This window comes from Nocardia amikacinitolerans, assembly GCF_900215415.1.
In the GTDB taxonomy this organism is placed as follows: Bacteria; Actinomycetota; Actinomycetes; order Mycobacteriales; family Mycobacteriaceae; genus Nocardia; species Nocardia amikacinitolerans.
Genome location: NZ_OBEG01000002.1, coordinates 712,629 through 738,396 on the forward strand (window position 1 = coordinate 712,629; position 25,768 = coordinate 738,396).

Here is a 25,768-nt window from a genome sequence, read left to right on the forward strand (position 1 = left end):
CGCGATCTGAGACCGTCCGGTTCCACAGATCCGCGCGGTCGATCGACCCGAGTACCAGGGGGACCTCGATGACGAGGACGAACGGCCCGCGCCGCGCGGTTGCCGCGCTGCTGATCGCGCTCGCGACGCTGGTGACCGCCCAGGCCGCCGCGCACGCCGAGGACCCGCGCACCGCGCAGGAGATCTTCAACCAGCCCGGCCCGCACGCCGTGGCCACCGAGGTGCGGACCAATCCCTGCCAGGAATCGATCTACGGCATGGTCGCCCACATCGGCGTGCACCTGTTCGGCAACACCGCGGATCCCACCTGTACCCAAGCCTTTCCGTACGGCCTGGAGTCGCCGGTGGGCGTGAACACCTACTACCCCGCCGACATCGCCGAGTTGCCGAGCGCGCCGCTGCTGGTCTTCACACCCGGCATCAACGCCAACCCCGGAATGTACGACGCGCTCGCCAAACGTTTCGCCGAACAGGGCTTCGCGGTGGTGGTGCCCTACGACTTCTTCAACTCACTGGCCTACGTGCCCGCACTCGGTCTCGCCGTGGCCGTGCTGGCGAACCGTGATCCGAACTCGCCGCTGTTCGGCAAGATCGACCTGGGCCGCACCGTGTTCGGCGGGCACTCGGCGGGCGGCCAAGCAGCGCTGCAAGCAGGCACGATCTTTCCCGCCGCCGCGACGCTGATCGATCCCGAGCTGCGTGTCATCGGGGTGCTCGCCATCGAACCGGGGCCGCTCGCGCTCGGCGCGGCGATCGGCGTGCCGACGCTGTTCCTCACCGGCTACAACGATTTCGTCGTTCCGGACTTCGCGTGGGTGCGCTGGTGGCAGTACAACATCATGGCCGCGCCCTCGTGGATCGCCAATGCCCGTGGCGTCACCCATTTCTCGCCCGTGGACGGCATCGAGCACTACCGCTCGGCGGGCACCGCCATCGCCTGGTTGCGCTACCTGGCCCTCGGCGACACCGACGCGGCGAGCTGGTTCACCGGACCGGATTGGCGACTGCCCGCGGATCCGACCTACTTCAGCGTCCACCGCAATGCCCGTGCCGACGCACTCGGCTGACCTCGAAACACCGCTCCGCAGAAGGAAATTCACCATGCTCTTCCGCCGCAACGCCTGGGTGACCTGGCTCGGCGCCGCCGTGCTCGTGACGGCGGCACTGCTGTCCCCCGCCGCCGTGGCCGCGCCAGAGACCGGTTGCGCCGAACCCGCCGCGGGGCAGGCGCCGGAACGAAGGGACGCCGCCGAGGTCGGGATGGATCCGGCGGCGGTGGCCGACGCGGTGGAGTTGGGCGCGCGCACCGGGTCGCACGCGGTGCAGATCTACCGGCACGGCTGCCTGGTCGGCGATCACACGCCGACGGGCAATGTGCCGATGCCGCTGGCCAGCGGCAGCAAGGGTGTGGCGTCGGTGGCCGTCGGACGCGCGGTGACCATGGGCCACTTCGGCCTCGACGACCCGCTCGGCAAGTTCTTCCCGCAGGCCGACGCCGCCCACGCGGGCATCACCGTGCGCCAGGTGCTCAACCAGACCACCGGCATCCACTTCAGCTGGCCCGCCGATCTCGCGGGGCTGCAAACCGATTCGGTTCGGCAAACCCTCGCCGCGCCGGTCGAATACGAGCCAGGCAGCACGTTCCAGTACGCCCAGAATGTCCTCGCGCTGTTGCCGGAGATCATCGAGATCACCACCGGCGTCGACTTCCAGGACTTCGTCCAGCGCGAAGTGATGGAACCGATCGGCATCGACCGCGGCAACTGGATCTGGCTGCGCGACCGCAGCGGAAACACCGCGGTCAACGGCGGCCTGGCGATGCGTCCGGCGGACCTGGGCCGGATCGGCAGGCTGCTGTTGCAGGAAGGCCGTTGGGAAGAACGGACACTCATCGATCCCGAGTACATCCGGCAGGCCACCACGCCGACCGAAGCCAACGGCGGCTACGGGTTCCTGTGGTGGCTCAACGCGGGCGACACCTATCGCGGTGTGAATGTCCCTGTCGCGCAGTTGTATTCGCATCCGGTGTTCGTCGGTTCGCCGCGCGACACCTACGCGTTCTCCGGAGCGCTCGGCCAGTTCCTCACCGTGGTGCCCAGCCGCGACCTGGTGATCGTCCGCCTCGGCGTGCCCACCCGCATCGAGCCGGGCAACCTCACCGGAATGCTCACCGGCACCAGCAATCCGGACAACAAGGAGCTGTTCCGGAGGGCGGTCGCCGCGGTCACCGATCTACCCGCGCTGCCTTACGAGGATCCCTACGCGGTCCAGGATCCGAATCAGCCGCTGGTGCGGAGCCCGGAGGATCTCGGCAAGCTGGTCGACCCGATGACGGTCGCGGCCGTTCTGCTCGGCGTCGGACCGTACGCATCCACGGAATGCAATGTGTTGTGGTGCAACGGGAAACCGGTGCCGGAGGACGTGTTCCGGTTGATTCTCGATGTGGCAGGCCAGATCTCCGCAGCGGTAGCCGCGCTCGGAAACACGCCCCGCTGAGACAGGTCGCCGAGGCTCCTCGGTGCCCTCGCTCCCGCGGACGGCGCTTCCCGTCACGCGCGATGACACCGACGGTCACCCGGCTCCTCCGCGCCGTCACGCCTCGGCATCCGGCCATGCCCCGCAGTGTGCCGCGATCTCCAAGCGCCGAAGTGGAGGTCGCCGCGACCGAGCGCGGTCCCGCGGGAAAATCACTGGCCGCGCCCCGAACGCCGTACTACAGTTCCCCCCGCGCACAACCGCGCGGTGGATCGCGACCAACCCGGTCGCCTGGAAGGAGGTCGATCTATGACCCGGCTCGCGCCGAGAGCGCCTCGATGCGTGGCTCGGAGAATCGACCACGCCGGTAACACCGACCGTCACTGACCTTTCGAGGCGCACTCGGCCTGCTCCCGCTGCTCTGTACACAGCCAAGGAGTAAGGAGAATCCGGGTGTCCCACCCCAATACCTCGACCCACCGCGGTCCGAGCCCCGCGCTACGGACCGGCACCTTCACCTGCGTGCGCTGCGGCCTCGTCGTCGCCACGCTCGCGCCGGACGACAGCAGGCGCAACCACTGCCCGAGCTGTCTCACCTCGCAGCACACCGTCGATCACGTCGATGGCGGCGCTTCCGACTGCCACGGCAGGATGGCCCCGCTGTCGATCGCGGTGCAGCGCAACGGTTCCTGGTCGGTGGTGCACCGCTGCACCCGCTGCCAGGAGCTGTCGCTGTACCCGGTGTGCCGCGACGACAATCAGCTCGTCCTGATGCGGCTGGCCGTGCGTCCGCTCGCGGAACCGCCCTTCCCGCTCGAAGTCTTCGGCGATCTGTAGGCGGGTGCGAGATGCCGCGAAGAAGGACGAAAGCGACTCGCGCGCAACGCCGCAAGGATGTGCTGCACGGGCCGGGCGGCGAATCCGGCGACGCGTTCCGCTGCGTCGGCTGCCGGATGGCGGTGTCGGTCGTGGCGCCGGGCACCGCGCACCGCAACCACTGCCCGCACTGCCTGGCCAGCCGCCACGTCGACGGCCGGATCCCCGGCGACCGCGCGTCGACGTGCGGCGGGCGGATGTCCGCGGTCAGCCTCTCGGCCCGCGACGACGGCGAGTGGCTGCTCGTGCACCAGTGCGCCGCCTGCGGCGCGCTCAAGGCGAACCGCATCGCGGGCGACGACAATCCGTTGGCGCTGATGCGAATCGCGGTGCGGCCGTTGGCCGATCCGCGACTGGGTAGGCGCGCGCTACTGGCGCTGTGACGGTCGGGGCCGGGTCGTCCGGCCCCGGCTCACCACCAGCCGAGGATCGGCGCCAGCCGGCGACCGAGTTCGGGCGCGAGCGACCGCGAATAGCTGGCGGTCAGGTGGTGCTCGTCGTGGTAGACGAGGATGTTCCCCTCGATCACCGGGCAGACCTCCGGCGTGCAGAGAGCGTCGGTCAGGTCGATAGGAAAGACGTTGGGAAAGGACGCGGCGGGCTCGGCGGCGGGATTCACCTCGTCGAGCGCGTCGGTCCTGCGCATGCCGCAGCTGACGCCGTCGCCGCTCTGCGCCAGGCAGTCGATGGCGCGGTAGCGGATGCCGTCGCGGCGCAGCCAAGGCGTGTCGCGGACGGCGAGCACGTTGAGTCCGTGCTCGGCGAGCCGGGACCAGACCTCGAGGTAATCCGTCGGTGTCTCGTCGCCGGTGCGGTCGCGCGGGCGGGTTCCGGTGGTGAACACCCATTGCGGCCGGTCGACGCCGAGCCGGTCGATCACCTCCGCCGACCAGTCGCGGCAATCGGGAATCGGCTCGCCCTTGTACATCGGCTCGGCCGCCACCGTCAGCGGACAACCCATCTTGAGATAGACCGTGATCCGGAATCCGTGTTCGCGGGCGAGCACGTCGAGCGCGGGAACCCAGTGCTCGGCGTGTGAGCTGCCGACAACGGCGATGGTGCGTTCCGCGTCCGCGTCGCCGTAGGTGCAGGTGATCACGTCGCGGGTGTCCCAGTCCGCGATGCACTTGTCCCGCGACGGGTAGGCGGCGTCGGCGGGCGCCTCGAAGACCGTCGGGCGCATCTTGGCGCGCGGGACCGCCGCGCCCGCCGCCAACGCCTCCGCGCCGGGATAGCGCGTCGGATCCAGGTGCGCGACCGGCTGCGGCGGCAGCATCCTGGTCACCACCTGCGCGCCGACCGCCACCGCGAGCAGCGTCGCGCCGACCACCGCGACCGTCCGGCCCGCACGGCGGCGATAGTCGGCGCGGCGGGTGACCGCGCCGGTCCGCAGCGGCTCCTCGACGAAGCGGTGGGTCAGGTACGCCAGCGTGCAGGAGGCCGCGAGCACCGCGAGTCCGCCTTCGATGCCCGCCGTCGGCGTGCCGCGCTCGGCGAGCACGAAGATCAGGATCGGCCAGTGCCAGAGGTACAGCGCGTAGGCGAGTTCACCGAGCCGGACCATCGGCGCTGCGGCGAGCAACCGGTTCGGCAGCGGCTGAGCGGCCGTCGGCAGACCGGCGCCCGACAGGATCAGCGCGACGGCCGCACCCACCGGAATCAGGGCGGCGGGTCCGGGAAACTCGTTGGCGCCGTTGGTCAGCCAGCCGCAGCCAAGCACGACGAGCGCACCGGCCACCGCGAGCACCACCCGAAGCGCTCGCGGTACAGCCAGTTTCGGCGCGAGCACGGCGAGCAGCGCACCGGCGAGCAGTTCCCAGCCGCGCGCCAGGCTGTCGTAGTAGTTCCAGCCCTGGTGCAGTTCCGCGCCGCGGGCGGCGTAGACGAACGAGGCCACGGCGAGTCCACCGAACACGACCGCCACCGTCGGCCGCAGCGCGGAGGCCAGACCGAACTTGCGAACGACGGCCACCAGCAGCGCGATTCCGGCCAGCGCGACTAGATAGAACTGCCCCTGCACCGACATCGACCACAGGTGCTGGAGCGGACTCACCGACGGGTCGGCGGCCAGGTAGTCCGACCAGGACAGCGCCAGATACCAGTTCTGGTAGTACAGCAGCGAAGCCAGCGTCTGCGCGGCCGACTCGGTCCACTGCGTGTACGGGCGGATCAACACCGTCCCGATCGCGACGACGGCCAGCACCAGCACCAAACCCGGCAGCAGCCGCCTGCCCAACCGCCGCGCTGTGGCCCCGAACGCGACCGTTCCCGTCGACTCGGCGCGGCGCAGCAGCGATCCGGTGAAGAAGAAGCCGGAGAGGACGAGGAACACGTCCACGCCGCCGGAGACCCGGCCGAGCCAGATGTGGAACACCACCACCAACGCGATCGCGACGCCGCGCAGACCGTCGAGGTCGTGCCGATAGGCGTGCTTCCGCTCGGGGCGGCGCCGCCCTTCGCCTGGCTCGATAGTCCGTCCGGGAGCCGGACGCCGTCCGACCGCACCCGCGGTGATCGCCGAACCCCCACGCCGGTCTTCGACCTCGCCGGAGCCGACCGCCTGCGACGCCCCTTCCGGCGGCCTCATCGATGCATCGACCGGCGCCGGACCCGCGCGCCGCGGCCTCTGGTGTCCGCCAGGCAGACAGACGGTGAACATGACATGACAACCCTCTTATCACGTGCTGAGAAGCAAAATCCAACCGGACATCAGCACGGACTAATCGGACAAATGTCACCAATCGGTTCTTGCTTCGTTCCTGCGGTGCTAATACGCTGCGCCCCTTGTGAGCACAATCGCGGCGATCGAACCGCGCCGAGTAGGCCTGAAGTGGGGGGCGATTACCTCACTGGGAGTGATCGCGGGTTATCTGGCGGTGTTGCTTGCCGATCCGCGCCACTACTACACAGACGATACCGAGGCCCAGTACGCCCCCATGTGGGTGGCACTCGGAAATCAGCTGCGGGAAGGCCGGTTGCCGATCCTCATCCCGCACGAGTGGATGGCGGGCAACTACACGCTCGAGGAAGCCGGGCTGCTCAATCCGGCCCACCTGCTGGTCTTCCTGATCGCCCCCTCGATGGACGACCTCGCCCTCTACGCGACGCTGGTGAAGCTGGTCTTCTCGATCATCGCCGGCCTCGGCGTCTTCCGTATCTGCCTGGCGTACGGCGCACGCGCGCCGTGGGCTGCGGTCGCGGGCGTGGCGTTCCCGCTGAGCGGCTGGTTCCTGTTCTTCGACGAGGCGAGCTGGTTCACCCCGCACGTCGCGACCGCGTGGATGGTGCACGCCTGGGCCTCGGGCGTGAACTACGCGCGCGGGCGCAGCGGACCGATTCCGGTGTTCGTCTTCCTGTATCTCACGCTCACCGTCCAATACGCGTTTCCCGCGGTGGAATCGGCGCTGGTGATCGTCGCCGTCGCGGCGGGCGAGATCGTGCACCAGCAGCGCTGGGCGCCCGCCGTGCGGCTGATGCTCGCTTCCGGCTGCGCGGCGCTGACGGCGGCGATCGCGAACTTCTCCGGAATCCTCTCCTCGCAGGTCACTTGGCGCGGTAGCGCGCAGATCCACAACGATCCGTTCCTGACGGTGCCGTGGTCGGAGTCGCTCAACGCCAGCCTGCCGAGCACCACACCGGCGTTCACCGCGTGGTGGGGTCACGTGCAGCCGCTGCCGATGGTCTACATCGCCTGGTTCCTCATCCCCGCGCTCGCCTTCGTCGACTGGCGGGCGGCGCGCCGCTCCGCGCGGGAGTTCAGCGGCATCGCGTTCTTCGCGGTGGCGGTGCTGATGTGGACCGCGGGCCCCGGCGCGATCGGCCCGCTGCGCTGGCCCGCGCGGGTGCTGCCGATGGTGGCGATCGCGCTGCTGGTGCTGGTCTGCGTATTGCTCAGCCGGTACGGAACTTTCGCGGCCTCGCGACGGCGGATGGTCGCCGCAGGGGTGCTGATCGGGTTGTTGTTCGTCCGATCGTTCTCGGCGGCACCGCTGTTGGCGCTGCGGCATCTGATCGCCGCCGTCGTAGTCGCGGCCCTCGGCTACGCGGTCGTGTGGCTCGCGCGCCACCGCGGCATCGTCGCGGCGTGCGCGCTGACCATGGTCGCCATGTTCCCGATCGCGTTCACGCAGGTGGCGATCGCGCCGCTGACCCCGCTGTCGTACAACTTCCCGGAAAAACGCTCCGAGATGCGTGCGGCCTTCCCGGATTTCGACGGGCTCACCTTGCAGCTCGCCGACCGCGCGATCATCGCCCCCGAGGACCGCGGTCTCGCGGGCGCGTACGGATCGCTGGCCATCGGCAACTACGCCAAGGCGCTCGAACTCGACTACGTCAACGCCTACACGCCCATCGGCCACACCGGAATCGCCGGACTGCTCTGCATGGCATGGGACGGCAGTACCTGCCCGGACGCGTTCCGCCGCGCCTTCGCCGCCGAACCGTCGACCGGCGTTCCCGTCGTCGATCTGATGAAGGTCGATCGGGTCGTCCTGCACCGCGCGCAGTACCCCGACGCGCGCGACCACCCCGCACCGCCCGGCTGGCAGTGGGTGGACTACCGCGGGCACGAGCGCTTCATCTGGGTGCTGGAGCGCCAGGGCGGTCCCGCCTCCACCCGCGACGGCGCCATCGCGCACACCTCCGGCGTCACCGCGACATCGACCGGCTCCTACGACGACATCACCACCCGCGCGAAGGTCAGTTCCGCGACCGGAGGCCGAGTCGTGTTCTCCCGCCTCACCTGGCCGGGCCATCGCGTCACGCTCAACGGCCGCGAACTGCCCACGTTCGACATCGCCCGCAGCTTCCTCGCCGTCGACATCCCGCCCGGCACGCGGAACGCCGAACTTGTCGTCGATTGGCGGCCGCCGGGCTGGCAGATCGGGATCGGCACGGCGATCGCGGGTTTGGCCGGGCTCGGTGTGTTGCAGTGGGCATATCTGCGCGCACGTCGGCGGATGGACGATGCGCCGGAGGTCGCGGAGCCGGACGTCTCAGAAGCGGACGTCGCGAAAGCGCAGGTCGCGGAAGCGGATGTGGCCGAGGAGATGGCCGAGACGAAGAGCTGACCAGCGTCCGACGCGAAACAGACCGCGCGGGATGCGGCGTGTGAAATTCCTTTCATCCGAATGCGATGCGGCTCCGAATCAGATTCGTAGGAAACTCCGCTTCTTCGAATGAGGACGCCGCATGGCCACATACAAGGCAGTTATCCCGTTCCGTTCCTTCTCGCTGCGCACGACGACGCTGATCGTCGGCGCGATCTCGGCGGCGGTTGTCACGGCCGCGCCCGCGATCGCCGACGCGCCGCCGCCCGGCGCGGCCGCTCCGGCAGGCGCCGTCGCCGAACAATTCCCGTTCGGCGCGAACATCTTCGGTGCGGCGATCCCGCTGCCGATCGTCCCGGCGATCGCTCCCGCGCCCGCCGCCGACCCGGTCGAGCCCGCGCCCGAGGCGGCCGTCGACGTCGAATCCGAGGCGGCCACACCGGTCGTCGAGGCCGCGCCTGCTCCGGCGCCGACGAACGTGATCCGCATCGGCAACGTCGAACTCGGACGGCCCGACTGGATCACCCCGGAACAGGCCGACCAGATCAACGGCGCGACGATGGGCGCGCAGAACGGCCTGTCCGGCGCACTCCAGGCCACGGGCATGGAACGCTCGCGGTCCGACCAGATCTCGGCCGACGTCATCGGCACCGCCGCTCAGGGCGCGGTCGTCGGCGCCGCCGTCTCCAGCCCGATCGCGGTCGTCGCCGCGGTGATGGGCGCGGCCATCGGTCTCGTCGTCGGCATCCCCTTCGCCCCGGCCGGGCTGGCCTTCATGCCCGTCCTCGCCGCGACCCTGTCCGTCGGCATGGTGTCGCTCCCGTTCATCGCCGCGGGCGCGGGCCTCGGCGCGATCGTCGGCGCGGTGGAAGGTTCGATGGCCCCGCCCGTCGCGCCCCCTGCCGAGATCCCCGCCGCCTAGCGTCGATTTCGTTAGTACACAACCTATTACGTCAGGGGCGGGCTCGACGTCGGATCGGGCCCGCCCCGCGAAGAGCCGCGCCGACCCGGGTCAGCCGGCGTGCCGCGGTGGCGTGAGCGAAGCGGCCCCGCGGGTTTCGGTCCGTGCCGCACCCACACCTTGTCGAGAACCCCAACGGGTCCCCGGCCGCACAGCCATGACCCGAATCAGGCCCGACGATCCACCGTCGCCCAAGCGGCGGCGGCGACCACACCAGACACCACAACCACCGACGGCCACGCCCCGATCTTCTTTGCCAACGGGTGCGAGGCGCCGAGCGCACCCACCGACAGTCCCGTCAGCGCCGCCGCCCCACCGGTGCCGACCGTCCGCCGCCACCGGGGCAGTGCGGCCGCCGTCGCCGCCGCGAAAACGACGCCGCCGAGCTCGCGCTTCTTCGTCGCCTGCGCGAGCGCGAAACCACCGCCGAGTCCACCGGCCGCCAGCAGCGCCGTGGGAATCCGAGCCATGTCCAAGTACCTCCTCGTAGCGATCACTTCCTCAGCCATAGTGCCAACGCGCGGCGCGAAGGCTGCCGGACGGGCGAGCGCCGCAGGTCAGGAGGGTCGCGATCGACTGGCTCGGCTAGCTACCCCGCTGGCTCAGGAGCCCGGCCGGACGATCATCAGCACGACGACCACCACCCACAGCAGGTTGTAGATCCCGGCGAGCATCCCCAGCACGCGCAGCCGCCGACCGTCGTCCGGGGCCGCGAGCGCGTCGCGCTGCATCGGATGGATCTGGACCGCGAGCAGCCCGCCCGCGACGGCCGTCAGCACCATGGCCAGCGTGATCCAGATTTCGCCCATCCGGCCCTGCACCATGGCCAGCGCGATGCCGACCACGGGCACGATCACCCCGAGCGCCGCGTAGACGCCGGTCACCCGGTGCATCGCCTTCGCGACGGCGACACTGCGTTCGGCCCGGTCGCGCGTCGGCGCGCCCGCCGCGACCGGGGCGTACCGGGGGAACAGGCTCGACGCCACCGCCGAGCCGCCGACGAACACGATGGCCGCCACCACGTGGACCGACAGCAAGACATGCTTCATCGATCGACTCCTTCATCCTTCAGGTTGGCTGAAGCCTAGCGGAGAGCTTCAGGCAAGCTGAAGGATGTGCGTGGAGTCACTGTCGCGACGGGGGAATTCCGTCGGCGAAGGCCGCGAGGATGGCCGCGCCGATCTGCCGCCGAATGGGGTCGGCTTCCGCGCCGAACAATCGATCGTCCACCTCGGCGACCACCCCCTCGGCCTTGCGCAACAGCCGAGAACCCTTGGGCGTCAACTCGATCGTCGACGCCGACCCGGCGCGCGCCGTGCGGTCGCGCACCAGCCCCGCGGCGACCAGCGCTTTCACCGCGGTGTGCACACTCTGGACGCTGATGCCCGACATCCGCGCCAGATCGCTGAAGGACGCGCCGGGAACGCCGGAGATATGGCCGAGCAGCCCGAGCCGGGCGACGGTGAGATCCAGCGGGGCGAGGGCGGCGCCGAGCTCGGTCTCCACCTTGCGCGCGAGCGTCAGCACGATGATGGATGCGCTGATCGCGGGCGGTCCGGGTCGGGCGTTCTCGGTGGTCACGACTTCAGTTTCGCGTATCGCGACCCCAGAGCGTGGCGCGGGTGAACAAGTCGCTAACCTTCAGCCTTATTGAAGGATTGGCCGCGCCCCGCTACGCTGTGCCGCATGAGCGAAAGTACTACAGGCGGTAGTAATTCCAGTTCGCCTGCCGGGCGGGTCTCGCGTCGCGCCTTGTTCGGCGCGAGCCTCGTCACGGCGGGAGCGGCCGCCGTCGGCGCGGTCGCCGGTCGCGCGACGGCGCCCGACCCCACGGTCCCCTCCCGCACCGAACCCTTCCACGGCCCAAGGCAAGCCGGTATCGACACGTCCGCCCAGTCACACGCGCTGTTCCTGTCCGTCGACGTCGCGCGGCCGGATCGAGCCGTGCTCCGCGAACTCCTGACCGGATGGACCGCGACGGCCGCGGCATTGACCAAGGGCGACCCCGTGCCGGAAAGTCCGGACACCGCACCGGGTTTCAGCGCGCACACCGATTTCGCCACCGATCTCGATCCGGCGCGGCTCACTATCACCTTCGGGCTCGGACCCACCCTCTTCGACGAGCGCTTCGGCCTCGCGTCCCGACGTCCGCGTCACCTGCACCCGCTCCCCGAATTCCCCGGCGACGCACTGAATCCCGCCTGGAGCGGCGGCGACGTGCTGGTTCAGATCTGCGCCGACGACGCCCAGGTCGTCAGCCACGCGTTCCGCGCCCTCCGTGCACGCATGCCCGGCCTCGGCCGCATGCGCTGGACCCAGCACGGCTTCCTCACCAGACCGGCGGACGGCGGCACGCCGCGAAACATGTTCGGCCACAAGGACGGAACCGCCAATCCGCGAGCCGGGTCCGTCGATTTCGACCGCGCCGTGTGGATCGACTCCCCTGACGAACCGGACTGGTTGCGCGGCGGCACCTACCTGGTCTTCCGCAAGATCCGGATGAAAACGGCAGACTGGGACCAACTTCCCCTCGCGGAGCAGGACCGCATCATCGGCCGCCGCCGTCGCGACGGCGCACCACTGCACGGCGCGCACGAGTTCGATCCGATCGACCTCGAATCACGCACGGCCAGCGGGGAACTCGCCATTCCAGCCGGAGCGCACGTCCGCCTCGTGCACAACATCCCCATGCTGCGCCGTAGTTACAACTACGACTACGGCACCCTCATCGCCACTGCGGGCGGCGTCGCCGAGGAACCGCACACCCACGCCCCCGGCACGCCGGAGCACACCCACGGCGGGCACAACCAGCTCGACGCGGGTCTGCTCTTCGCCGCCTTCATGAACAATCCACCCGAGCAGTTCGTCAAGGCCCAGCGCGCTCTCGCGAACGGCGACCGCCTGAATCCACTCATCCAGCACACCGGCAGCGCGTTCTTCGCGATTCCACCCGGCATCGAGCCCGGCGGGTCGGTCGCGGACACTTTGTGGCGCTGAGCGGCCCGAATCCCGCTCCAGCCTCGGCGCAGCCGTAGCGCGGCAGCTTCAGTCCGGCAAACGTGCCGTGTATCGTTGGCAACCTGACACCGTTTATGTGATGGGAGTCACACCCCAGTACCTTCCCCGAGGCGGCGCGCGCCGCAGTTCGCCGGGGATTTCGGAGCCGCGACGACGGAGCCATCATGAGTTCACCGAATCGATTCGACCAGCTTCAGCACCGGGTCGCCGACATCGCGCCGGTGTTCCGCAAGCCACTGGATTCGCCGTACGACATCTCGAACGAGCTGTTCGAGGCCTTGCGCCACGTCCTGCACGACGTCGGCGGGCAACCGGACATCCCGGTGGAGTACAAGGAAAAAGTCGAAGAGCCGTGGGAGATGAACACCTACGTCACCTGCGAATGCCTCGGCTGGCGCGGGGTGTGGAACTCCGAGGAACGCCGACGCGCCGAGAACGACCTCGGCGCGACCCTCTACTTCGGGCTGCCCTACTACGCGCGCTGGGCGACGGTCGCGGCGAAGGTCCTGATCACCAAGGGTCTGATCACCCCGGACGAGCTGTCGGCGAAATTGGACGAGGTGCGCGCGCGGCTGAAGGAGCGAGCATGACCCGCAAGTACCGCATCGGTGAGCGCGTGACGGTGCGCGACGCGACGTCGATGTTCCACACCCGCACCCAGAGCTACACCCGCGGCCGCACCGGCGTCGTCGTCGAGTACCGGCCGGAGTGGATCATCCCGGAAGACGAGGCGTGGGGACGCGACGACGGCCGCGTCGAGCCGTTCTACGTCGTGCGGTTCCGCCAGAAGGATCTGTGGCCGAATTACACCGGCTTCGACGCCGACACCCTGGAGACCGAAGTCTCCGAGCGCTGGCTCGAGCCCGCAGAGGAGGACGATTCGCAGTGAGTCACACCCACGACCACGGGGCGCACACGCCGATCCAGGCCAGCGAGGAGATCAGCGAGTTCGAGGTGCTGGAAACGGCGATCCGCGAACTCGCCATCGAGAAGGGCCTGTTCTCCCAGGAAGATCACCGGCGGTTCTCCGAATGGGCCGAGGCCGTCGGCCCGCACGGCGGATCGAAACTCGTCGCGAAGGCGTGGCTGGATCCGGACTTCAAGGCGCGCCTGCTCGCCGACGGCACCGAGACCTGCAAAGAGGTCGGCATCGACTGGCGCGACCCGACCGGTTCCGGCACGCCGAGCGACTACACCTACTTCTACGTACTGGAGAACACCCCCGAGGTGCACAACGTCATCGTGTGCACCCTGTGCTCGTGCTACCCGCGGCCCGTCCTCGGCATGTCCCCCGACTGGTACCGCACCCCCAATTACCGTCGCCGCCTTGTCCGTTGGCCGCGCGAGGTGCTCGCCGAATTCGGCCTGCACTTCCCGCCCGAGGTGGAGATCCGAGTCCACGATTCGAACCAGAAGTCCCGCTTCATGGTCATGCCGATGCGCCCCGAGGGCACCGAGGGCTGGACCGAGGAACAACTCGCGGCGATCGTCACCCGCGACACCATGATCGGCGTCGCACTCCCCCAAGTCGACTGGACCGCCCAGAAACCACCCGACCAAGCCGAGGACGCCATGCGTGGGGAGGGACGCCGGTGAACGAGCCGTACGACGTCCTCCTCGACACCCTCACCCCCGCCACCACCCGCGAATCCACCCTCCCCGAACTCGACCGCAAACCCGACCCGTGGGAGTCGAGCATGCAGGCGACCTGCGAATGCCTCTCCTGGAGGGGAGCTTTCGACAACCTCGAACGCCGGCACGCGGAAGACGCACTCGGCGAGACGATCTACCACGACTTCCCCGTGCGAGCGCGATCGGCGGTGGTCACCGCGCATACGTTGATGGAGCGCGGGGTCATCAGCCCCGAGGAGCTCCGTGCGCGAATGGATGTGGTGCGTGAGAGGTTTCATCGGGAGTAGGGCGTGTCGGTCTTCGCCGCGCGACTTCGCTGCCCGACCCGCGCCGGTAAGGACGCGATCGACGCCGTTTCCACGACGCCTTCGCACGGATCAGTTGCTCGAAGCACCCTTGTTACGAGGGCAGTTGGTCTCCAGCGGGGTCGCGACAACCTCTCTCGCGGAAGCCGCTATTCGCGTCCGAGTCGATGGTGGCCGCGCCCGTGCTTGCTCAGCAGATGAGCCGACGTCCGTGTCGGCTGCTATCGCGAAGCTGGTTGTATCAACGGCTTTCTGGTTGACGCCGGAGAGTCGTTGATGCAGCACCCAGGCTCGCAGGGAAGTCCGCTGCGTCAGTAGAGGTCTAGGTAGTCCGGCGAGGCGGGGTCGACCCAGTTGCCGGACTTCTGTGTGGGCTCCGGTTCCGGCTCTGGCTCTGGCTCAGGTTCGGGCTCGGGCTCGGGCTCCGGTTCAGGTTCCGGCTCTGGCTCTGGCTCTGGCTCAGGCTCAGGCTCTGGCTCAGGTTCGGGCTCGGGCTCCGGCTCGGGCTCGGGCTCCGGTTCCGGCTCGGGCTCGGGCTCCGGTTCCGGCTCGGGCTCCGGTTCCGGCTCAGGCTCCGGCTCGGGCTCAGGTTCCGGCTCAGGCTCTGGCTCTGGCTCGGGCTCTGGCTCGGGCTCCGGTTCCGGTTCCGGTTCGGGCTCAGGTTCCGGCTCCGGCTCGGGCTCAGGTTCCGGCTCAGGTTCCGGCTCCGGTTCCGGCTCAGGTTCCGGCTCCGGTTCCGGCTCCGGTTCCGGCTCCGGTTCCGGCTCAGGTTCCGGCTCCGGCTCGGGCTCAGGCTCCGGCTCCGGTTCGGGCTCAGGTTCCGGCTCAGGTTCCGGCTCAGGTTCCGGCTCAGGTTCCGGCTCAGGTTCGGGCTCAGGTTCCGGCTCTGGTTCGGGCTCAGGCTCAGGTTCGGGCTCGGGCTCGGGTTCCGGCTCAGGTTCAGGCTCGGGCTCTGGTTCAGGGTCGGGGTCCGGCTTGGGCTCGGGCTTGGGGTCCGGGTCCGGCTTGGGGTCGGGATCCGGCTTGGGTCGTGGCTCCTGCTCGGGCTCCCAGACGGAGTCGGCGGGAGGAGCCGCCGCGTCGTACTTCGGTACCGGAGGTACGCCGAAATACCTTGGGGTGTATGGAATCTTCGACGTCGTGTCGGGCGGCCCGTCGGAGCCTGGTGCTGGGATGGGCCCCTGCTCCCCCTGCAACGAGTCGTCGCCCTGACGGGTCTGTTCGCCCGACGACTTTCCGCCATCGGTCGTCGGTGGGGTCTCGGTTGTGTGCTGGGGTGAGGGCGTCGGGGCAGGTTGCGGTGTGGGTTCAGGATCGGATGACTGGCTGCTCTCAGCAATCGGATTGCCAGGCTGCGGTTTTGGCCCCTGCTCCGCCTCCGATCTCGGATCGCCGACGATGTTCGGTTCCGCGGTGGGCGCCAAGCGCTCGAAGTCCGCTCGCAATTCAGCTCGTAGAGCGATGAACTCGTCGATCTGGCGTTGCAGGTTCCGGCGCTCGGCGACGAACTCGTCGGGCCGCAGGCCCGCTGCCTCGAGCGCCGCGGTCTTCTCCGCGAACTCGTCGACCTTCTGGACCGACGCGTCCTCGCCCGCCTGTCGCATCCGCTCAGGACTCATACCTTCCGGATCGACGTCAAGCAGGCGCAATCTGTCTCGGACCGAGTCGAATCCGTCCGCGGACGGGTTCCGTTCCTCGACTGGCCGCACCGGCTCAGCGGTCGGTTCGCCCACGTCCCTCGACTCGCTGCCTGCCTTCGGTTGCGAGGTATCGGGTGCTGCGTTTTCCGGACGGGACCTGCCTGGTTCCGATGTGGAGGACTCGGCAACGGCATCCCTGCCCGTCGCCGATGCCTCCACCGGTGAGCCGTTGGTGAGGCTCGAGGTACGGGCTGCTGGTGTGCTCGCGCGGGATTCCGGTGCGGGTGAGCGAGTTTCGCCGCTTCCGGCGCGCGGCGCGGACGAATCGGGAGCCTTCGCGGCACCGGCGGACTGTGGTCGAGTCTCGTTCCGCATCTCGGACGCGGCGCGTCCGTCCACGCCGGATGCGGGGCGCGGATGACTGCCGTCTCCGGCGCTTGGAACGGATGCGGTAGTGCGCTGCGGACCCGTCGACTCGGGCGACGGACGCGCGGTCGACACCGACGCGGACCCTTCCGCCCCGCGTGCACCGTGATTCGGCGCAACGCCCGCAACGCCTCGGTCTCGTCCGGCCTCGGAGACAGACGTACCGGATTCCTGCGGCGGGCTGCCGGCCACGGAGTCCCGGCCGCCGTTGGTTACCCCGTCCTCGGAGTTCGCGGTCGTCAGACCAATTCTCGAGTCGTCGGCACCGGATCGCGGACGACCGCCCTCCTGACTCGCGGCCCCCTCCATTCCGCCGGAGCGAAGATCGCTTCCGCTGTCCGCAGCTGTGGTTTCCGGAGCCGAAGCCTCGCCAGGAGTTCGGCCGTGTGCGGGCTCACCACCGCGCTCTGCGTTCGATGAGTCACCACCACGTTCGCCGGCACCGCTCTCGGACGGCGCACCACCACGCTCGCCCGTTCCACTCTCGGACAAGACAGCACCACGCTCGCCAGCACCGACCTCGGACAAGACAGCACCACGCTCGCCAGCACCGACCTCGGGCGAGACACCGCCACGCTCACCAGTACCGCTGGTAGACGAACCCTCGCCACGGACTCCGCTCTCGCCCGAGCCGACATGCGCCGGATCCGCACCGCGAACGCCCACACCGGAATCAGCACCACCACGCTCACCCACGCCCACCAGCGACGAATCCCCACCACGAGCGCCCACACCGGAATCAGCACCGTGCTCACCCGGCGACGAATCCCCACCACGTATTCCCGAAACCACCCCGCGTCCACCGACCTGTGACGGATCCGCACCGCGACTACCAGCACCCGTATCCCTCGCCCCGGCGCCGTGAATCTCGCTGCCTGAATCGCCTCTAGAAGGATTACTTTCGGGCACAACAGCATTCGGCTGACTCGCGCGCACGGACGAAGCACGGTCACCGGAGGTTCCCGCCGAACCGGTATCCCCCGCGTTCCGAGGTGTCTGAAAACCCGCGCTCCCGTCGCCCGCAGTACCGAACCGCGCCGGATCCGCAGCGCGGAACCGACCTACGCCGGGACCACGACCGGCCCCCGAATGGCGAAATCCCTTGCTACCGCCGGTAGCCACACCGAAGGCCGCCCCACTGGTGAGCCAGAGCGGATCACCCCAGTCGAGCGGATTCAAGCTCCCCCCGTTGAACAGATTGCCGACCCCCTGCGCGGCCGCGGCACCGACCACGCCCGCGCCCGCACCGACGACCGCGCCCTTGAACGCGTCGCCCCAACGTCCGCCGGGCAAGGGAACTTTCGCGGCACCTTTGGCCAGCCACCCACCGGCAGGCCCACCGAACGCACCCGCGACGCCAGCGGAATAGGCGGTGGTGCCGACGCGCTTCCAGTCCATCTTGTCGCGAGTGCCCGCCCCGACCTGATACGCCTGAATCGCCGCGTCCTGTCCCGCGCCGAGGACCGTGCTGAAGGCGACATGCTTCGCCAGGAATTTGGTGACCGCCGCAATGCCCGTCTTCGCCGTGAATTGCGCGATCGCGCTGACGGCCCGCTGTCCGAGAACCCGCACCGCCACGCGCGTCGCCGCGATTGCCGCCGCCTGGACCGCAGGCGCCGTCGGCGGAAAGAGCCACGCCGCAGCGATTTCGAACGCGAGCATCGCCAGAGAGCTGATGATGAGTATCTTCGTGTACTGGATCTCGGTGGCGAGCGCGTCCGCGGCTTCCGCCACCAGGTCCAGAACTTCGGCCAAGTGCTCCAGCGACTCCGGGCCGTGGTCGAGTTTGTCCAAGGCAGTGGTGATCGCTTCGACGCCGTCGCCCCACGGGTAGGCCGCGATGGTCGCTTTCCTGGCCGCTTCCAGATCCGGAAGGAGGTCGCGGATGTCGGCGGCGGCCTTGCGCCAGTCGTCGGCGATCTCCCACATCTTGTCTTCGTCGCCGTCCGGCCAGTCCGAGCCGGCGATCCAGCCGAGCCATTGCAGCTCGCCGGGGATGGTGATGGACACGCGCTACCGAATATCGTCGGCCGAGCGGATGTCCGTGCGTGCGAGCAGCTTCGCCGCCTTGTACTGCCCGTCGGAATACGAATCCAACGTCTTGGCCGTGTTACCGATCCCCTCGGTGAGATTCTTGCGCGCCGCCAGATACCCCTCCGGACCATCGGCGAAAGTACTGCCGTAGCCGTCCCCGCCCCACGCCGCCCCTCGGGAATCCAAAGACGTTTCCAGGGTGGTGAGAATGCCGTTCACCCGATCACGCAGATCCCCCATGGCCCCAGCCGCGCGACGCAACTGGTCCGGCGTGATCCCGACTTTCGTTGCCACACATGCCCCTTCCACCGATGAAACGGATTCAGAGGATGGCACCGCTCGGACGACGGCGAAAAGAACCCAGCCGCCGATTTTGCGGGACCCTGACATCCGTTGAACAGCAGGCAATCTCGACGCTCTGCGCATCGAAGCCGGTCTCCGGTCCAAACCAACACGCGCCGGCGACGAGATCCATTGACGGATCCTTGACGCAGACAACCGCGACGACGAGCGCGGCGTCGGCATCCCGGGCACGCGCCGGGGTTGCCGCGGAATCGCTGTCAGAACGTCGCCGGAACGAGCACACGCGAATCGCATGGTCACTGATACTTCCGCGCGGCACGGTGTGGAGCCGATCACCGAGGCCCGCTCCGGGTGGTAGCTTCCCGTACCCCTTGGTAGGTTTCGGCTTGTTCGCGCAACGCCGCGCGACGTTCAAACTTTGACCCGCGGAACGTTCCTCCGAATCACAGTTCGCGCGCCTCTCTTGTCGACAAGAGGCGGAAATCGTCAAACCCACTCACCCGCAGCCGATTTCGCTGTCGTTCGCGACGGCGGAGTGGGCGGCGCATCGATGGAGCCTTCATGACACGCACCATCGCGCCGGCTTTGGAACGTGCGCGAGATATACCCGACGCCGTAGTGCGGAGTCGTGGTTTGTTGACGGGATACTTCGCCGGACTCGGCGTGGTGATGGCCGTCTGGGGGACGAGGATTCCGGCGATTCAGGAGTCCGCCGGGCTGGACACCGCCGGGCTTGCCGCGGTGCTGCTGGCTGCCGCGGTCGGCATGGTCGCCGGCCTCCAGGTAGGTGGTCGGCTCGCCGAACCCGCCCGGCTTCCCCAGCTGTTGACCTGCGGCGCACTGGGTCTCGCCGTAAGCCTCGCGTTGCTCGGCATCTGCCGAACTCCGATCACGCTCGCCGCCGCGGCGCTGCTCTTCGGTGCCGCGCACGGCGTGCTGGACGTCGCGGCGAACGGCGCGGCGGTTCGCTGCCAGCAGGCATACGGTCGCCCGATCATGTCGGGCCTCCATGCGGCCTATAGTCTCGGCGCGCTCGGTGGGGCCGTGCTCGCCGCCGTCACCGCGCACGATTCGCACACGTACGTCTTCGGCGTCACCGCGGGCGTGGCGATCGTGGCGACGGTCGCGGCGGCGCCGGCCACCCGCTGCATCGGATCTCCGGCCGCGAATCTTCCACTGGAAACCGCTGCGCCGGAGCGCTTGTCGGAACTCTCCCGGTCCCGGCTCTGGCTGTTGGGATTGCTGGCCGCCGCGTGTCTGCTCGGCGAAGGAGCTGCCGCCGATTGGTCGGCAGTGCACCTCAGCGGGCTGCACGCGTCCCCCGCCATCAGCGCCGCGGCATATGCCGGATACAGCGCGGCCATGGCGGCCGGACGTCTCGTCGGCGATCGCCTCATCGCACGCTTCGGCGCACCGAAAGTTGTTCGCACGGGCGCGTTTCTGGCCTCGATCGGACTCGTCGCGGGTCTGGCGGTGAGCGACGTGCCCTTCGCCTTGGCAGGCTGGGCCGCTTTCGGTCTCGGCCTGTCCGTCACGATTCCTTCCCTTTTCAGCGCAGCGGGAACGGGTGGTCCGCGCGCGGTCGCCACCGTGGCCGTCGCCGGCTACCTCGGTCTGCTCGCGGGCCCGGCGCTGATCGGCGCCCTCGCAACTGTGACGTCCCTACCCATCGCCCTCATGCTGCCCGCCCTGCTCGCCGCGGGCGTGGCTGTCCTGTCTCATCGAGCCCTGGAGAACCGGTGGTAACCGCACTATCTCACCAGCCCGCGGAACTCGACGCGGTCATCTTCGACTACAACGGCGTCATCGGCCTGCAACCCACCGTCCCCATGTGGACCGGCCTCGCCGAACTCGCCGGCTGGCCCGCAGACCAGCTCGGCCACTTCCAAAATGCTTTCTGGAGCGCCCGCGAACCCTACGACTCCGGCGAATCCGACGACGCCGACTTCTGGACCGCCGTACTCGGCCACCGCCCGGACCCGGAACTGCTCACCCGACTACGCACCGTCGACACCGCAATGTGGACCTCCACCGACGACCGCGTCGTCACCCTCCTCCACCAGGCCCGACGCGCGAACCTCCCCATGGTGCTGCTCTCCAACGCACCCCACCCGGTAAGCGATGCCCTCGACGCCTCCAACTGGCGCCCCCTGATGACCAACGCCCTCTACTCCGCCCGCCTCGGCAAGAACAAACCCCACCCGGACACCTACCGAAACGCCCTCGCCGCCATCGGAATCCCCGACCCCAGCCGCGTTCTCTTCATCGACGACCGCCCCGACAACTGCCAAGCCGCCGCCCACCTAGGCCTGCGCACCCTCCACTACACCGGCTCCCCCACCGACATCGAACACCACCTCGGCCTCGCCACCGTCGTCGCGTAGGTCCTGCCAGCAGTCACAGCCGCATCCGGTCACAGCTGTCGGCCGGTGCGGAACACGATCGTCCCGCCACTGCGGCCCTTCCTCTTTAAGATGCCTTCGAGGAGGTACCGGCCGCAGTTGGTGTCGCCGAGGACAGCGCGGTATTTCACTGTCGGCCAATCGAATCAGATTCCGCTGGACTACAGCGAGTAGCTAGTGCCTTGTCCGGGAAGGTTGATGCGGTAATCGCCGGGGTGGCGGGTTGAACCGGAGGCCTTGACCGGCGATGCTGCCGGTGGAGGTGATGCCGGTGGCTCGCAAGCCGGATGTGTTCGGCAGAGCGGTGACTCCGGAGGAGGGTCGCAAGCTGGCCCAGATCGCCCGGCGTAGCAAGGTGCCGGTGCGGATGCGGCGGGCGGTGGTGGTGATGGCCTCGGCCCAGCATCAACCGGTCGGGGCGATCGCGAAGTTGATGCAGGTCTCGGAAGCTTATGTGCGGCAAGTGATTCACGACTTCAACGCGCATGGATTCGAGGCGCTGGACCCAAAATGGAGCGAGGGCAGGCCGACGAAGACCGATCAAGCGACGCGTGATCGGATCTGTCAGATCGCCCGGTGCTGCCCCCGTGACCTGGGGTGGCCGTTTGCGACGTGGAGTCTGTCCAAACTGCGGGATGTGCTGCGGGCCAACGGGATCGCTGACATCAGCAAAGAGACGCTGCGGCAGATCCTCAAAGCCTGCGGGGTGTCGTGGCAGGCCACCAAGACCTGGAAGGCCAGCAACGACCCGGAATTCACCGAGAAGATGGCCCGCGTGCTCGATCTCTATGACAACCCGCCCGCCGACGGGCGCGTGCTCTGCGTGGACGAGTTCGGGCCCTTGAACCTGCAACCGCGTCCCGGCCGCGGCTGGTTCACTCGCCGCAAGCCGAAACGGTTGCGCGCCACCTACCATCGCACCCAGGGCGTGCGGCACATGTTCGGCGCTCTCGATTTGGCCACCGGTCAGTTGTACTACCGCATCCGGGACCGGAAACGCTGGACGGAGTTCCTGGCCTTCCTCAAAACCCTTCGCGCGCGTTCGCCGGGCGAGAAACTGTATCTGATCTGCGACAACTACTCGGTTCACAAGCGCCGTGAGGTCCGCGATTGGTGCGCGGACAACGCGATCGAGTTGGTGTTCCTGCCAACGTATTCGTCGTGGTTGAACCGCATCGAGTGCGAGTTCGCCGCGCTGCGGTACTTCGCGCTCAACGGCACCGACCACCGCAGCCACGGCGAACAAGACGACGCGATCGGCGACTACATCCGCTGGCGCAACCAGCACGCCGGACCCGTCCGAGACTTCGCCGTCGGGTCGAAGATCCGGCAGCCGGATTACCTACCGAAGGTTGCTTGACGAGGCACTAGCGCGCGAGCAATTGCCGGCGCGCCCTCGTCGATGACCGTCAAGAGCTCCAACTGCACCGATCCGTCGGCTGGCTGGCCATCCGCTTGCCCAGCGACCGGCCCGGCGGTGGAGTTGCAGACAGGCACCGCGACACCTCGCCGGACCGGGTCAGCGCCAACGGAGGGTCCGTGCCGAACCTCGCAGCGGCGAGGATAGGCGAGTTCACACGGGCGCGGAGATCCGGCCCGCAGCTGAGACTCCGGTTCCGTAGGTGCTTCAGAACCTTGAGAACTCAACACTTAAGAGTCGAATTACCGTAGGTCAGAACACCTTTCGCCATCCTGGAGGATCGCAAGGCGCTAGCATGATTGGTCGAGGTCAACGGCGGTCATATATTGTCCGTTGAGTCGCTATCCACGATAGGGGGTTCGTCCATGTCCACGACGGCCGGTGACGGCGGTCCAGAGCTCTGGGTAGTCCCGACCGAGGTTTCCGACGCGGGGAAGTTCGTTCAAGCAGTGTCAGAGACGTTGGTGAGCGGTTTGCATTCGGTGGATGCGGACGTGGATCGGCTATTGGAGTCATGGCAGGGCGGGCGGGCGCAGTCGTATCGCGAGGGGTGGGATGAGACTAAGCAGGGGGCACTGAAAGTGCTTGCGTCACTGGCGACGATGGCGAAAACGTTGGGTGTGACCAGCGCTGCCTATGTCGAAACTGATTCGAATAACGCGCTGCGGACCAGTTCGTTGGATCTTCCCTGATCGCCGGAACATGGTGACGCTACGCGTGATTCGTGAATTATCGAGGGGGCAAGCCGATGGACGGCTATAGGGTTAATCTTGATGAGCTGGAACAGATTACGGCCCGGATGCAGGGATTCTCGGGATTCCTTACCGAATCGTTACAGGGTCTGCAGCAGCGCATGGCCGCGCTGCATCAGACATGGTCGGGGGAAGCCGCTACCGCGCAGAGCGAAGCGTTTACCCAGTGGATGACCGCTGCCGGTAAGGTCGCTGAGGGGATTGCGGCAATGCGTGATGCCTCCGCGGATGCGCGTACAAGCTATATCGATGCGGTGGAAAAGAACTTGCGGACGTTGGGGTTACGGTAAAAATTCGTGGCACCGAGCGATAAAGAAGTTGTAGTTACTCCGAAAACGTTTTACGACGCTGGCACTGATTGCATTAATGCCGCAGGCGCGTTTGATGCTTTTTTCACCCTTGCGATGGGAGGCCTGATCGAATGCGAGACGATGGGTGGCAGCTTCGCTGCGGCCAAAGACTGGTCTCGATCATACGATGACCGGGCCAGTGAATTAACCAACCTCGCTGCTGATTTAGTTACCGCGTTGGCGAATTACAGTGACATTGTCACCAACCTGGGTTATGTTCACGCCCTGGCCGACAACAACCCAAATAACGATGACCCTCCGAAAGCGCTCCCGTTACTCAAAGGTGTCGCGAAGACTTCACCCCCTTCAGCGGGTGGTCCTGGGCAAGGATTGGTCGACAAACTTGCAATCGGGTTGATTGAACAGCTCGGGGTTTCGGTCCCAGATGGCAATACCGATCGGCTCGACCTGGCACGCAGAATATGGGAAACGATGGCCACCGACGAGGTGATCGTTACCAATATCGCCAAGCTGCAAAAGTTACCCGGCACGTTCGACGGCCAGAAGTCCGACGATATCACCGCAGTTCTGGAGGACTTGAAGCAACTCCACAACGCTGCCGTTGATTTGCAACATGCGTGCGGTGAACTCGCCAGTTCGTGCGGTGACCACCGTGCCGCATTGATAGACCTTCGGGATAGGATCACCAAGGCGCTAGAAGATGCCGCGAAGGATGCCGGCGTAACGATCGTATGTGAAGTGGGAGCCGTCGGGCTGACTTTGCTAGGCAGACCGGACGCTGCTGCAGCATTGACCGGTGACAGGGCCAAGAAGCTGGCTGAAGGTATCGGCGGGATCGTCATCGAATGGACCAATACGAAGGGTATTGCGTCGGGCGTCAAGAAGACCCGAGACCTCGGACCTGCACGTACCAATCTTCAACGTATCAAAGAGCTCAAGAGGAAGACCAGCGCAGCGAACCCGACCAACGGCCTTGGCTCCCAATGGAGTAAGGTTACGGGGCCTGTTCCGAGCAGTATCTCTATCACCGAGCTCAGGAAGATTCATATCCTCGACGGAGACGGGAGCGACGACGTTAACAGCGGAGGGCATGCGCCTGGGACAGGCATACCAGGTAAGACCGAATTCCCGGACAATAAGACTTGGACGGACGACCACATTATCAATAGCATTCAAGATGTTGCTAAGAATCCCGATCAGGTTCCTGTTCTTCAGAAGCACGGAACTTGGTTGGTCACTGGTACGCGGGATGGTGTTGTCATAGAGGTCGTCGTCGACACGTCGGGCAACATCATCACGGGCTATCCGGTCAGTGGTCCGGGCGTGTATAAGAACGACGCAAATGGCAACCCGATCAAATAGAACTTAGGTGACACTGATGGATTCTGATGATAGGCCCAGCACTCGACGCAAAAGGCGACAGTTCACTCCGGAGCAGAAGGCTAAATTAGCCAAGCTGAACAACGATTCCCGGGAACTTCTAGAACGGTTCTCGGACCGCCTTCGGCCCGAAGCGCTAGCTCAGTACCGGACTTTCAGTGAGGTCGGCGAGTGGACGTTGTTGATCGATAACCTTTGCGCCACTCTGGTGAAAGATCAAATTTTGGTCAGCGCGGCCGAGCGTGATGCCTTAGCTGATCTCCTGCCATTGTTTGGAAACCCTAAAGAAAATTCCTCCATGTTTTATATAGAGAGTTATGAGCGGGTGCTTGCGGAGTTGAATGTGGGCCACGAATAGAGCTGGATGGCGAAAGCCGCTGATTCGAGGGTGAGCAGGTGGGCGCGACCGGGCAGGATGAGGTCATGGACGCGGACAAGGCCAAGCAACTGCACGAGACCTGGGAAGCGATGAAGCGCAAGCTCGACGAGACAATGGACACCCACGGCCAGGAGCTCACCGAGGCGCTGCACCGGCTTGACGGCGACGACAAGCTGGTCAATGACCTTCGGATGAGATGGGCCGAGTCCACGGTGCGGATGCACAGCCTCGCCGACCACGTGGTCTTCGTCGGCCTGCCCCCGCTCCATTTTGGGTCCAGCGCCTCGAATCCATGCGCGTTGAAGTCGTGAATCACTTGCCGCACATAAGCTTCCGAGACCTGCATCAACTTCGCGATCGCCCCGACCGGTTGATGCTGGGCCGAGGCCATCACCACCACCGCCCG

The 25,768-nt window shown here is 67.4% G+C and carries 26 protein-coding genes; 18 read left to right on the forward strand and 8 right to left on the reverse strand.

Annotation, left to right across the window (positions count from 1 at the left end; all coding sequences use genetic code 11):
- The first annotated feature begins 68 nt into the window (after window positions 1-68).
- The 4 genes from CRP45_RS33785 (at window position 69) to CRP45_RS11600 (ending at window position 3,734) form a co-directional block, all read left to right on the forward strand.
- Window positions 69-1,067: a poly(ethylene terephthalate) hydrolase family protein gene (locus tag CRP45_RS33785; protein WP_179830846.1), complete on the forward strand. Its 999-nt coding sequence runs from the start codon at window positions 69-71 to the stop codon at window positions 1,065-1,067.
- A 34-nt stretch (window positions 1,068-1,101) separates the two neighbouring features.
- A complete protein-coding gene (locus CRP45_RS11590; protein WP_179830847.1) occupies window positions 1,102-2,496 on the forward strand; it encodes a serine hydrolase domain-containing protein in 1,395 nt (464 codons plus the stop codon).
- 432 nt (window positions 2,497-2,928) lie between these two features.
- The gene (locus CRP45_RS11595) at window positions 2,929-3,312 is read left to right on the forward strand and encodes an RNHCP domain-containing protein (protein WP_097245071.1); all 384 of its coding nucleotides are present in this window, start codon (window positions 2,929-2,931) and stop codon (window positions 3,310-3,312) included.
- 11 nt (window positions 3,313-3,323) lie between these two features.
- Window positions 3,324-3,734: an RNHCP domain-containing protein gene (locus CRP45_RS11600; protein ID WP_097245072.1), complete on the forward strand. Its 411-nt coding sequence runs from the start codon at window positions 3,324-3,326 to the stop codon at window positions 3,732-3,734.
- Window positions 3,735-3,763: 29 nt separating this feature from the next.
- Here the strand turns inward: CRP45_RS11600 and CRP45_RS11605 are convergent, their stop codons facing one another.
- Complete coding sequence (locus CRP45_RS11605; protein ID WP_097245073.1) at window positions 3,764-5,938, reverse strand: acyltransferase family protein; 2,175 nt, start codon at window positions 5,936-5,938, stop codon at window positions 3,764-3,766.
- A gap of 199 nt (window positions 5,939-6,137) precedes the next feature.
- On the opposite strand from CRP45_RS11605, the gene CRP45_RS11610 reads away from it, so the two are divergent.
- Both CRP45_RS11610 and CRP45_RS11615 read left to right on the forward strand, forming a co-directional pair.
- Window positions 6,138-8,420, forward strand: a complete 2,283-nt coding sequence (locus tag CRP45_RS11610) for a hypothetical protein (RefSeq protein WP_245910073.1) — start codon at window positions 6,138-6,140, stop codon at window positions 8,418-8,420.
- A gap of 121 nt (window positions 8,421-8,541) precedes the next feature.
- Window positions 8,542-9,321, forward strand: coding sequence for a hypothetical protein (locus CRP45_RS11615; RefSeq protein ID WP_097245074.1), 780 nt, complete (start codon window positions 8,542-8,544; stop codon window positions 9,319-9,321).
- A 206-nt stretch (window positions 9,322-9,527) separates the two neighbouring features.
- On the opposite strand, the gene CRP45_RS11620 is transcribed toward CRP45_RS11615, so the two are convergent.
- From CRP45_RS11620 to CRP45_RS11630, 3 genes are all read right to left on the reverse strand, one after another.
- Window positions 9,528-9,830 carry a hypothetical protein gene (locus tag CRP45_RS11620; protein WP_067784361.1) on the reverse strand — a complete coding sequence of 101 codons (303 nt, stop codon included), beginning with the start codon at window positions 9,828-9,830 and terminating at the stop codon, window positions 9,528-9,530.
- 132 nt (window positions 9,831-9,962) lie between these two features.
- The gene (locus CRP45_RS11625; protein ID WP_097245075.1) at window positions 9,963-10,409 is read right to left on the reverse strand and encodes a hypothetical protein; all 447 of its coding nucleotides are present in this window, start codon (window positions 10,407-10,409) and stop codon (window positions 9,963-9,965) included.
- Between the two features lie 76 nt (window positions 10,410-10,485).
- Entirely contained in the window at window positions 10,486-10,941 is a 456-nt protein-coding gene (locus tag CRP45_RS11630) for a MarR family winged helix-turn-helix transcriptional regulator (RefSeq protein ID WP_067784355.1), read from the reverse strand.
- A 105-nt stretch (window positions 10,942-11,046) separates the two neighbouring features.
- Here CRP45_RS11630 and CRP45_RS11635 point away from each other — a divergent pair, with 105 nt between their 5' ends.
- From CRP45_RS11635 to CRP45_RS11655, 5 genes are all read left to right on the forward strand, one after another.
- A complete protein-coding gene (locus CRP45_RS11635) occupies window positions 11,047-12,357 on the forward strand; it encodes a Dyp-type peroxidase (protein WP_097245076.1) in 1,311 nt (436 codons plus the stop codon).
- 185 nt (window positions 12,358-12,542) lie between these two features.
- Window positions 12,543-12,968 (forward strand): SH3-like domain-containing protein, encoded by a 426-nt coding sequence (locus CRP45_RS35100; RefSeq protein ID WP_067784349.1) that lies wholly within the window; start codon window positions 12,543-12,545, stop codon window positions 12,966-12,968.
- Entirely contained in the window at window positions 12,965-13,267 is a 303-nt protein-coding gene (locus tag CRP45_RS35105) for an SH3-like domain-containing protein (RefSeq protein ID WP_067784346.1), read from the forward strand. Before CRP45_RS35100 ends, CRP45_RS35105 begins: the two co-directional genes overlap by 4 nt.
- The gene (gene scnC / locus CRP45_RS11650; RefSeq protein ID WP_097245077.1) at window positions 13,264-13,974 is read left to right on the forward strand and encodes a thiocyanate hydrolase subunit gamma; all 711 of its coding nucleotides are present in this window, start codon (window positions 13,264-13,266) and stop codon (window positions 13,972-13,974) included. The genes CRP45_RS35105 and scnC overlap by 4 nt, the downstream gene beginning before the upstream one ends.
- On the forward strand, window positions 13,971-14,297 hold the full coding sequence (locus CRP45_RS11655; RefSeq protein ID WP_097245078.1) for an SH3-like domain-containing protein: 327 nt from the start codon (window positions 13,971-13,973) through the stop codon (window positions 14,295-14,297). The genes scnC and CRP45_RS11655 overlap by 4 nt, the downstream gene beginning before the upstream one ends.
- 329 nt (window positions 14,298-14,626) lie before the next feature.
- On the opposite strand, the gene CRP45_RS34240 is transcribed toward CRP45_RS11655, so the two are convergent.
- The 3 genes from CRP45_RS34240 to CRP45_RS33790 are packed head-to-tail and all read right to left on the reverse strand — an operon-like array spanning window position 14,627 to window position 18,890.
- Window positions 14,627-18,391: a WXG100-like domain-containing protein gene (locus CRP45_RS34240; RefSeq protein WP_218841132.1), complete on the reverse strand. Its 3,765-nt coding sequence runs from the start codon at window positions 18,389-18,391 to the stop codon at window positions 14,627-14,629.
- Between the two features lie 3 nt (window positions 18,392-18,394).
- Window positions 18,395-18,709 (reverse strand): WXG100 family type VII secretion target, encoded by a 315-nt coding sequence (locus CRP45_RS11665; RefSeq protein WP_097245079.1) that lies wholly within the window; start codon window positions 18,707-18,709, stop codon window positions 18,395-18,397.
- Between the two features lie 28 nt (window positions 18,710-18,737).
- Window positions 18,738-18,890, reverse strand: coding sequence for a hypothetical protein (locus CRP45_RS33790; RefSeq protein WP_179830848.1), 153 nt, complete (start codon window positions 18,888-18,890; stop codon window positions 18,738-18,740).
- 389 nt (window positions 18,891-19,279) lie between these two features.
- Here CRP45_RS33790 and CRP45_RS11670 point away from each other — a divergent pair, with 389 nt between their 5' ends.
- From CRP45_RS11670 to CRP45_RS33295, 7 genes are all read left to right on the forward strand, one after another.
- On the forward strand, window positions 19,280-20,464 hold the full coding sequence (locus CRP45_RS11670) for an MFS transporter (protein ID WP_097245080.1): 1,185 nt from the start codon (window positions 19,280-19,282) through the stop codon (window positions 20,462-20,464).
- On the forward strand, window positions 20,458-21,102 hold the full coding sequence (locus CRP45_RS11675) for an HAD family hydrolase (RefSeq protein ID WP_245910074.1): 645 nt from the start codon (window positions 20,458-20,460) through the stop codon (window positions 21,100-21,102). The genes CRP45_RS11670 and CRP45_RS11675 overlap by 7 nt, the downstream gene beginning before the upstream one ends.
- A gap of 265 nt (window positions 21,103-21,367) precedes the next feature.
- Entirely contained in the window at window positions 21,368-22,480 is a 1,113-nt protein-coding gene (locus CRP45_RS11680; RefSeq protein ID WP_245910075.1) for an IS630 family transposase, read from the forward strand.
- 425 nt (window positions 22,481-22,905) lie between these two features.
- On the forward strand, window positions 22,906-23,232 hold the full coding sequence (locus CRP45_RS11685) for a WXG100 family type VII secretion target (protein WP_097245081.1): 327 nt from the start codon (window positions 22,906-22,908) through the stop codon (window positions 23,230-23,232).
- Window positions 23,233-23,288: 56 nt separating this feature from the next.
- Window positions 23,289-23,582, forward strand: a complete 294-nt coding sequence (locus CRP45_RS11690) for a WXG100 family type VII secretion target (protein WP_097245082.1) — start codon at window positions 23,289-23,291, stop codon at window positions 23,580-23,582.
- A gap of 6 nt (window positions 23,583-23,588) precedes the next feature.
- Window positions 23,589-24,965 carry an EndoU domain-containing protein gene (locus CRP45_RS11695; protein ID WP_143861409.1) on the forward strand — a complete coding sequence of 459 codons (1,377 nt, stop codon included), beginning with the start codon at window positions 23,589-23,591 and terminating at the stop codon, window positions 24,963-24,965.
- Between the two features lie 16 nt (window positions 24,966-24,981).
- Complete coding sequence (locus CRP45_RS33295; protein WP_143861410.1) at window positions 24,982-25,341, forward strand: MafI family immunity protein; 360 nt, start codon at window positions 24,982-24,984, stop codon at window positions 25,339-25,341.
- On the opposite strand, the gene CRP45_RS34565 is transcribed toward CRP45_RS33295, so the two are convergent.
- The gene (locus tag CRP45_RS34565) at window positions 25,265-25,753 is read right to left on the reverse strand and encodes a helix-turn-helix domain-containing protein (protein WP_245910131.1); all 489 of its coding nucleotides are present in this window, start codon (window positions 25,751-25,753) and stop codon (window positions 25,265-25,267) included. The genes CRP45_RS33295 and CRP45_RS34565 overlap by 77 nt on opposite strands.
- Between the last annotated feature and the right edge of the window lie 15 nt (window positions 25,754-25,768).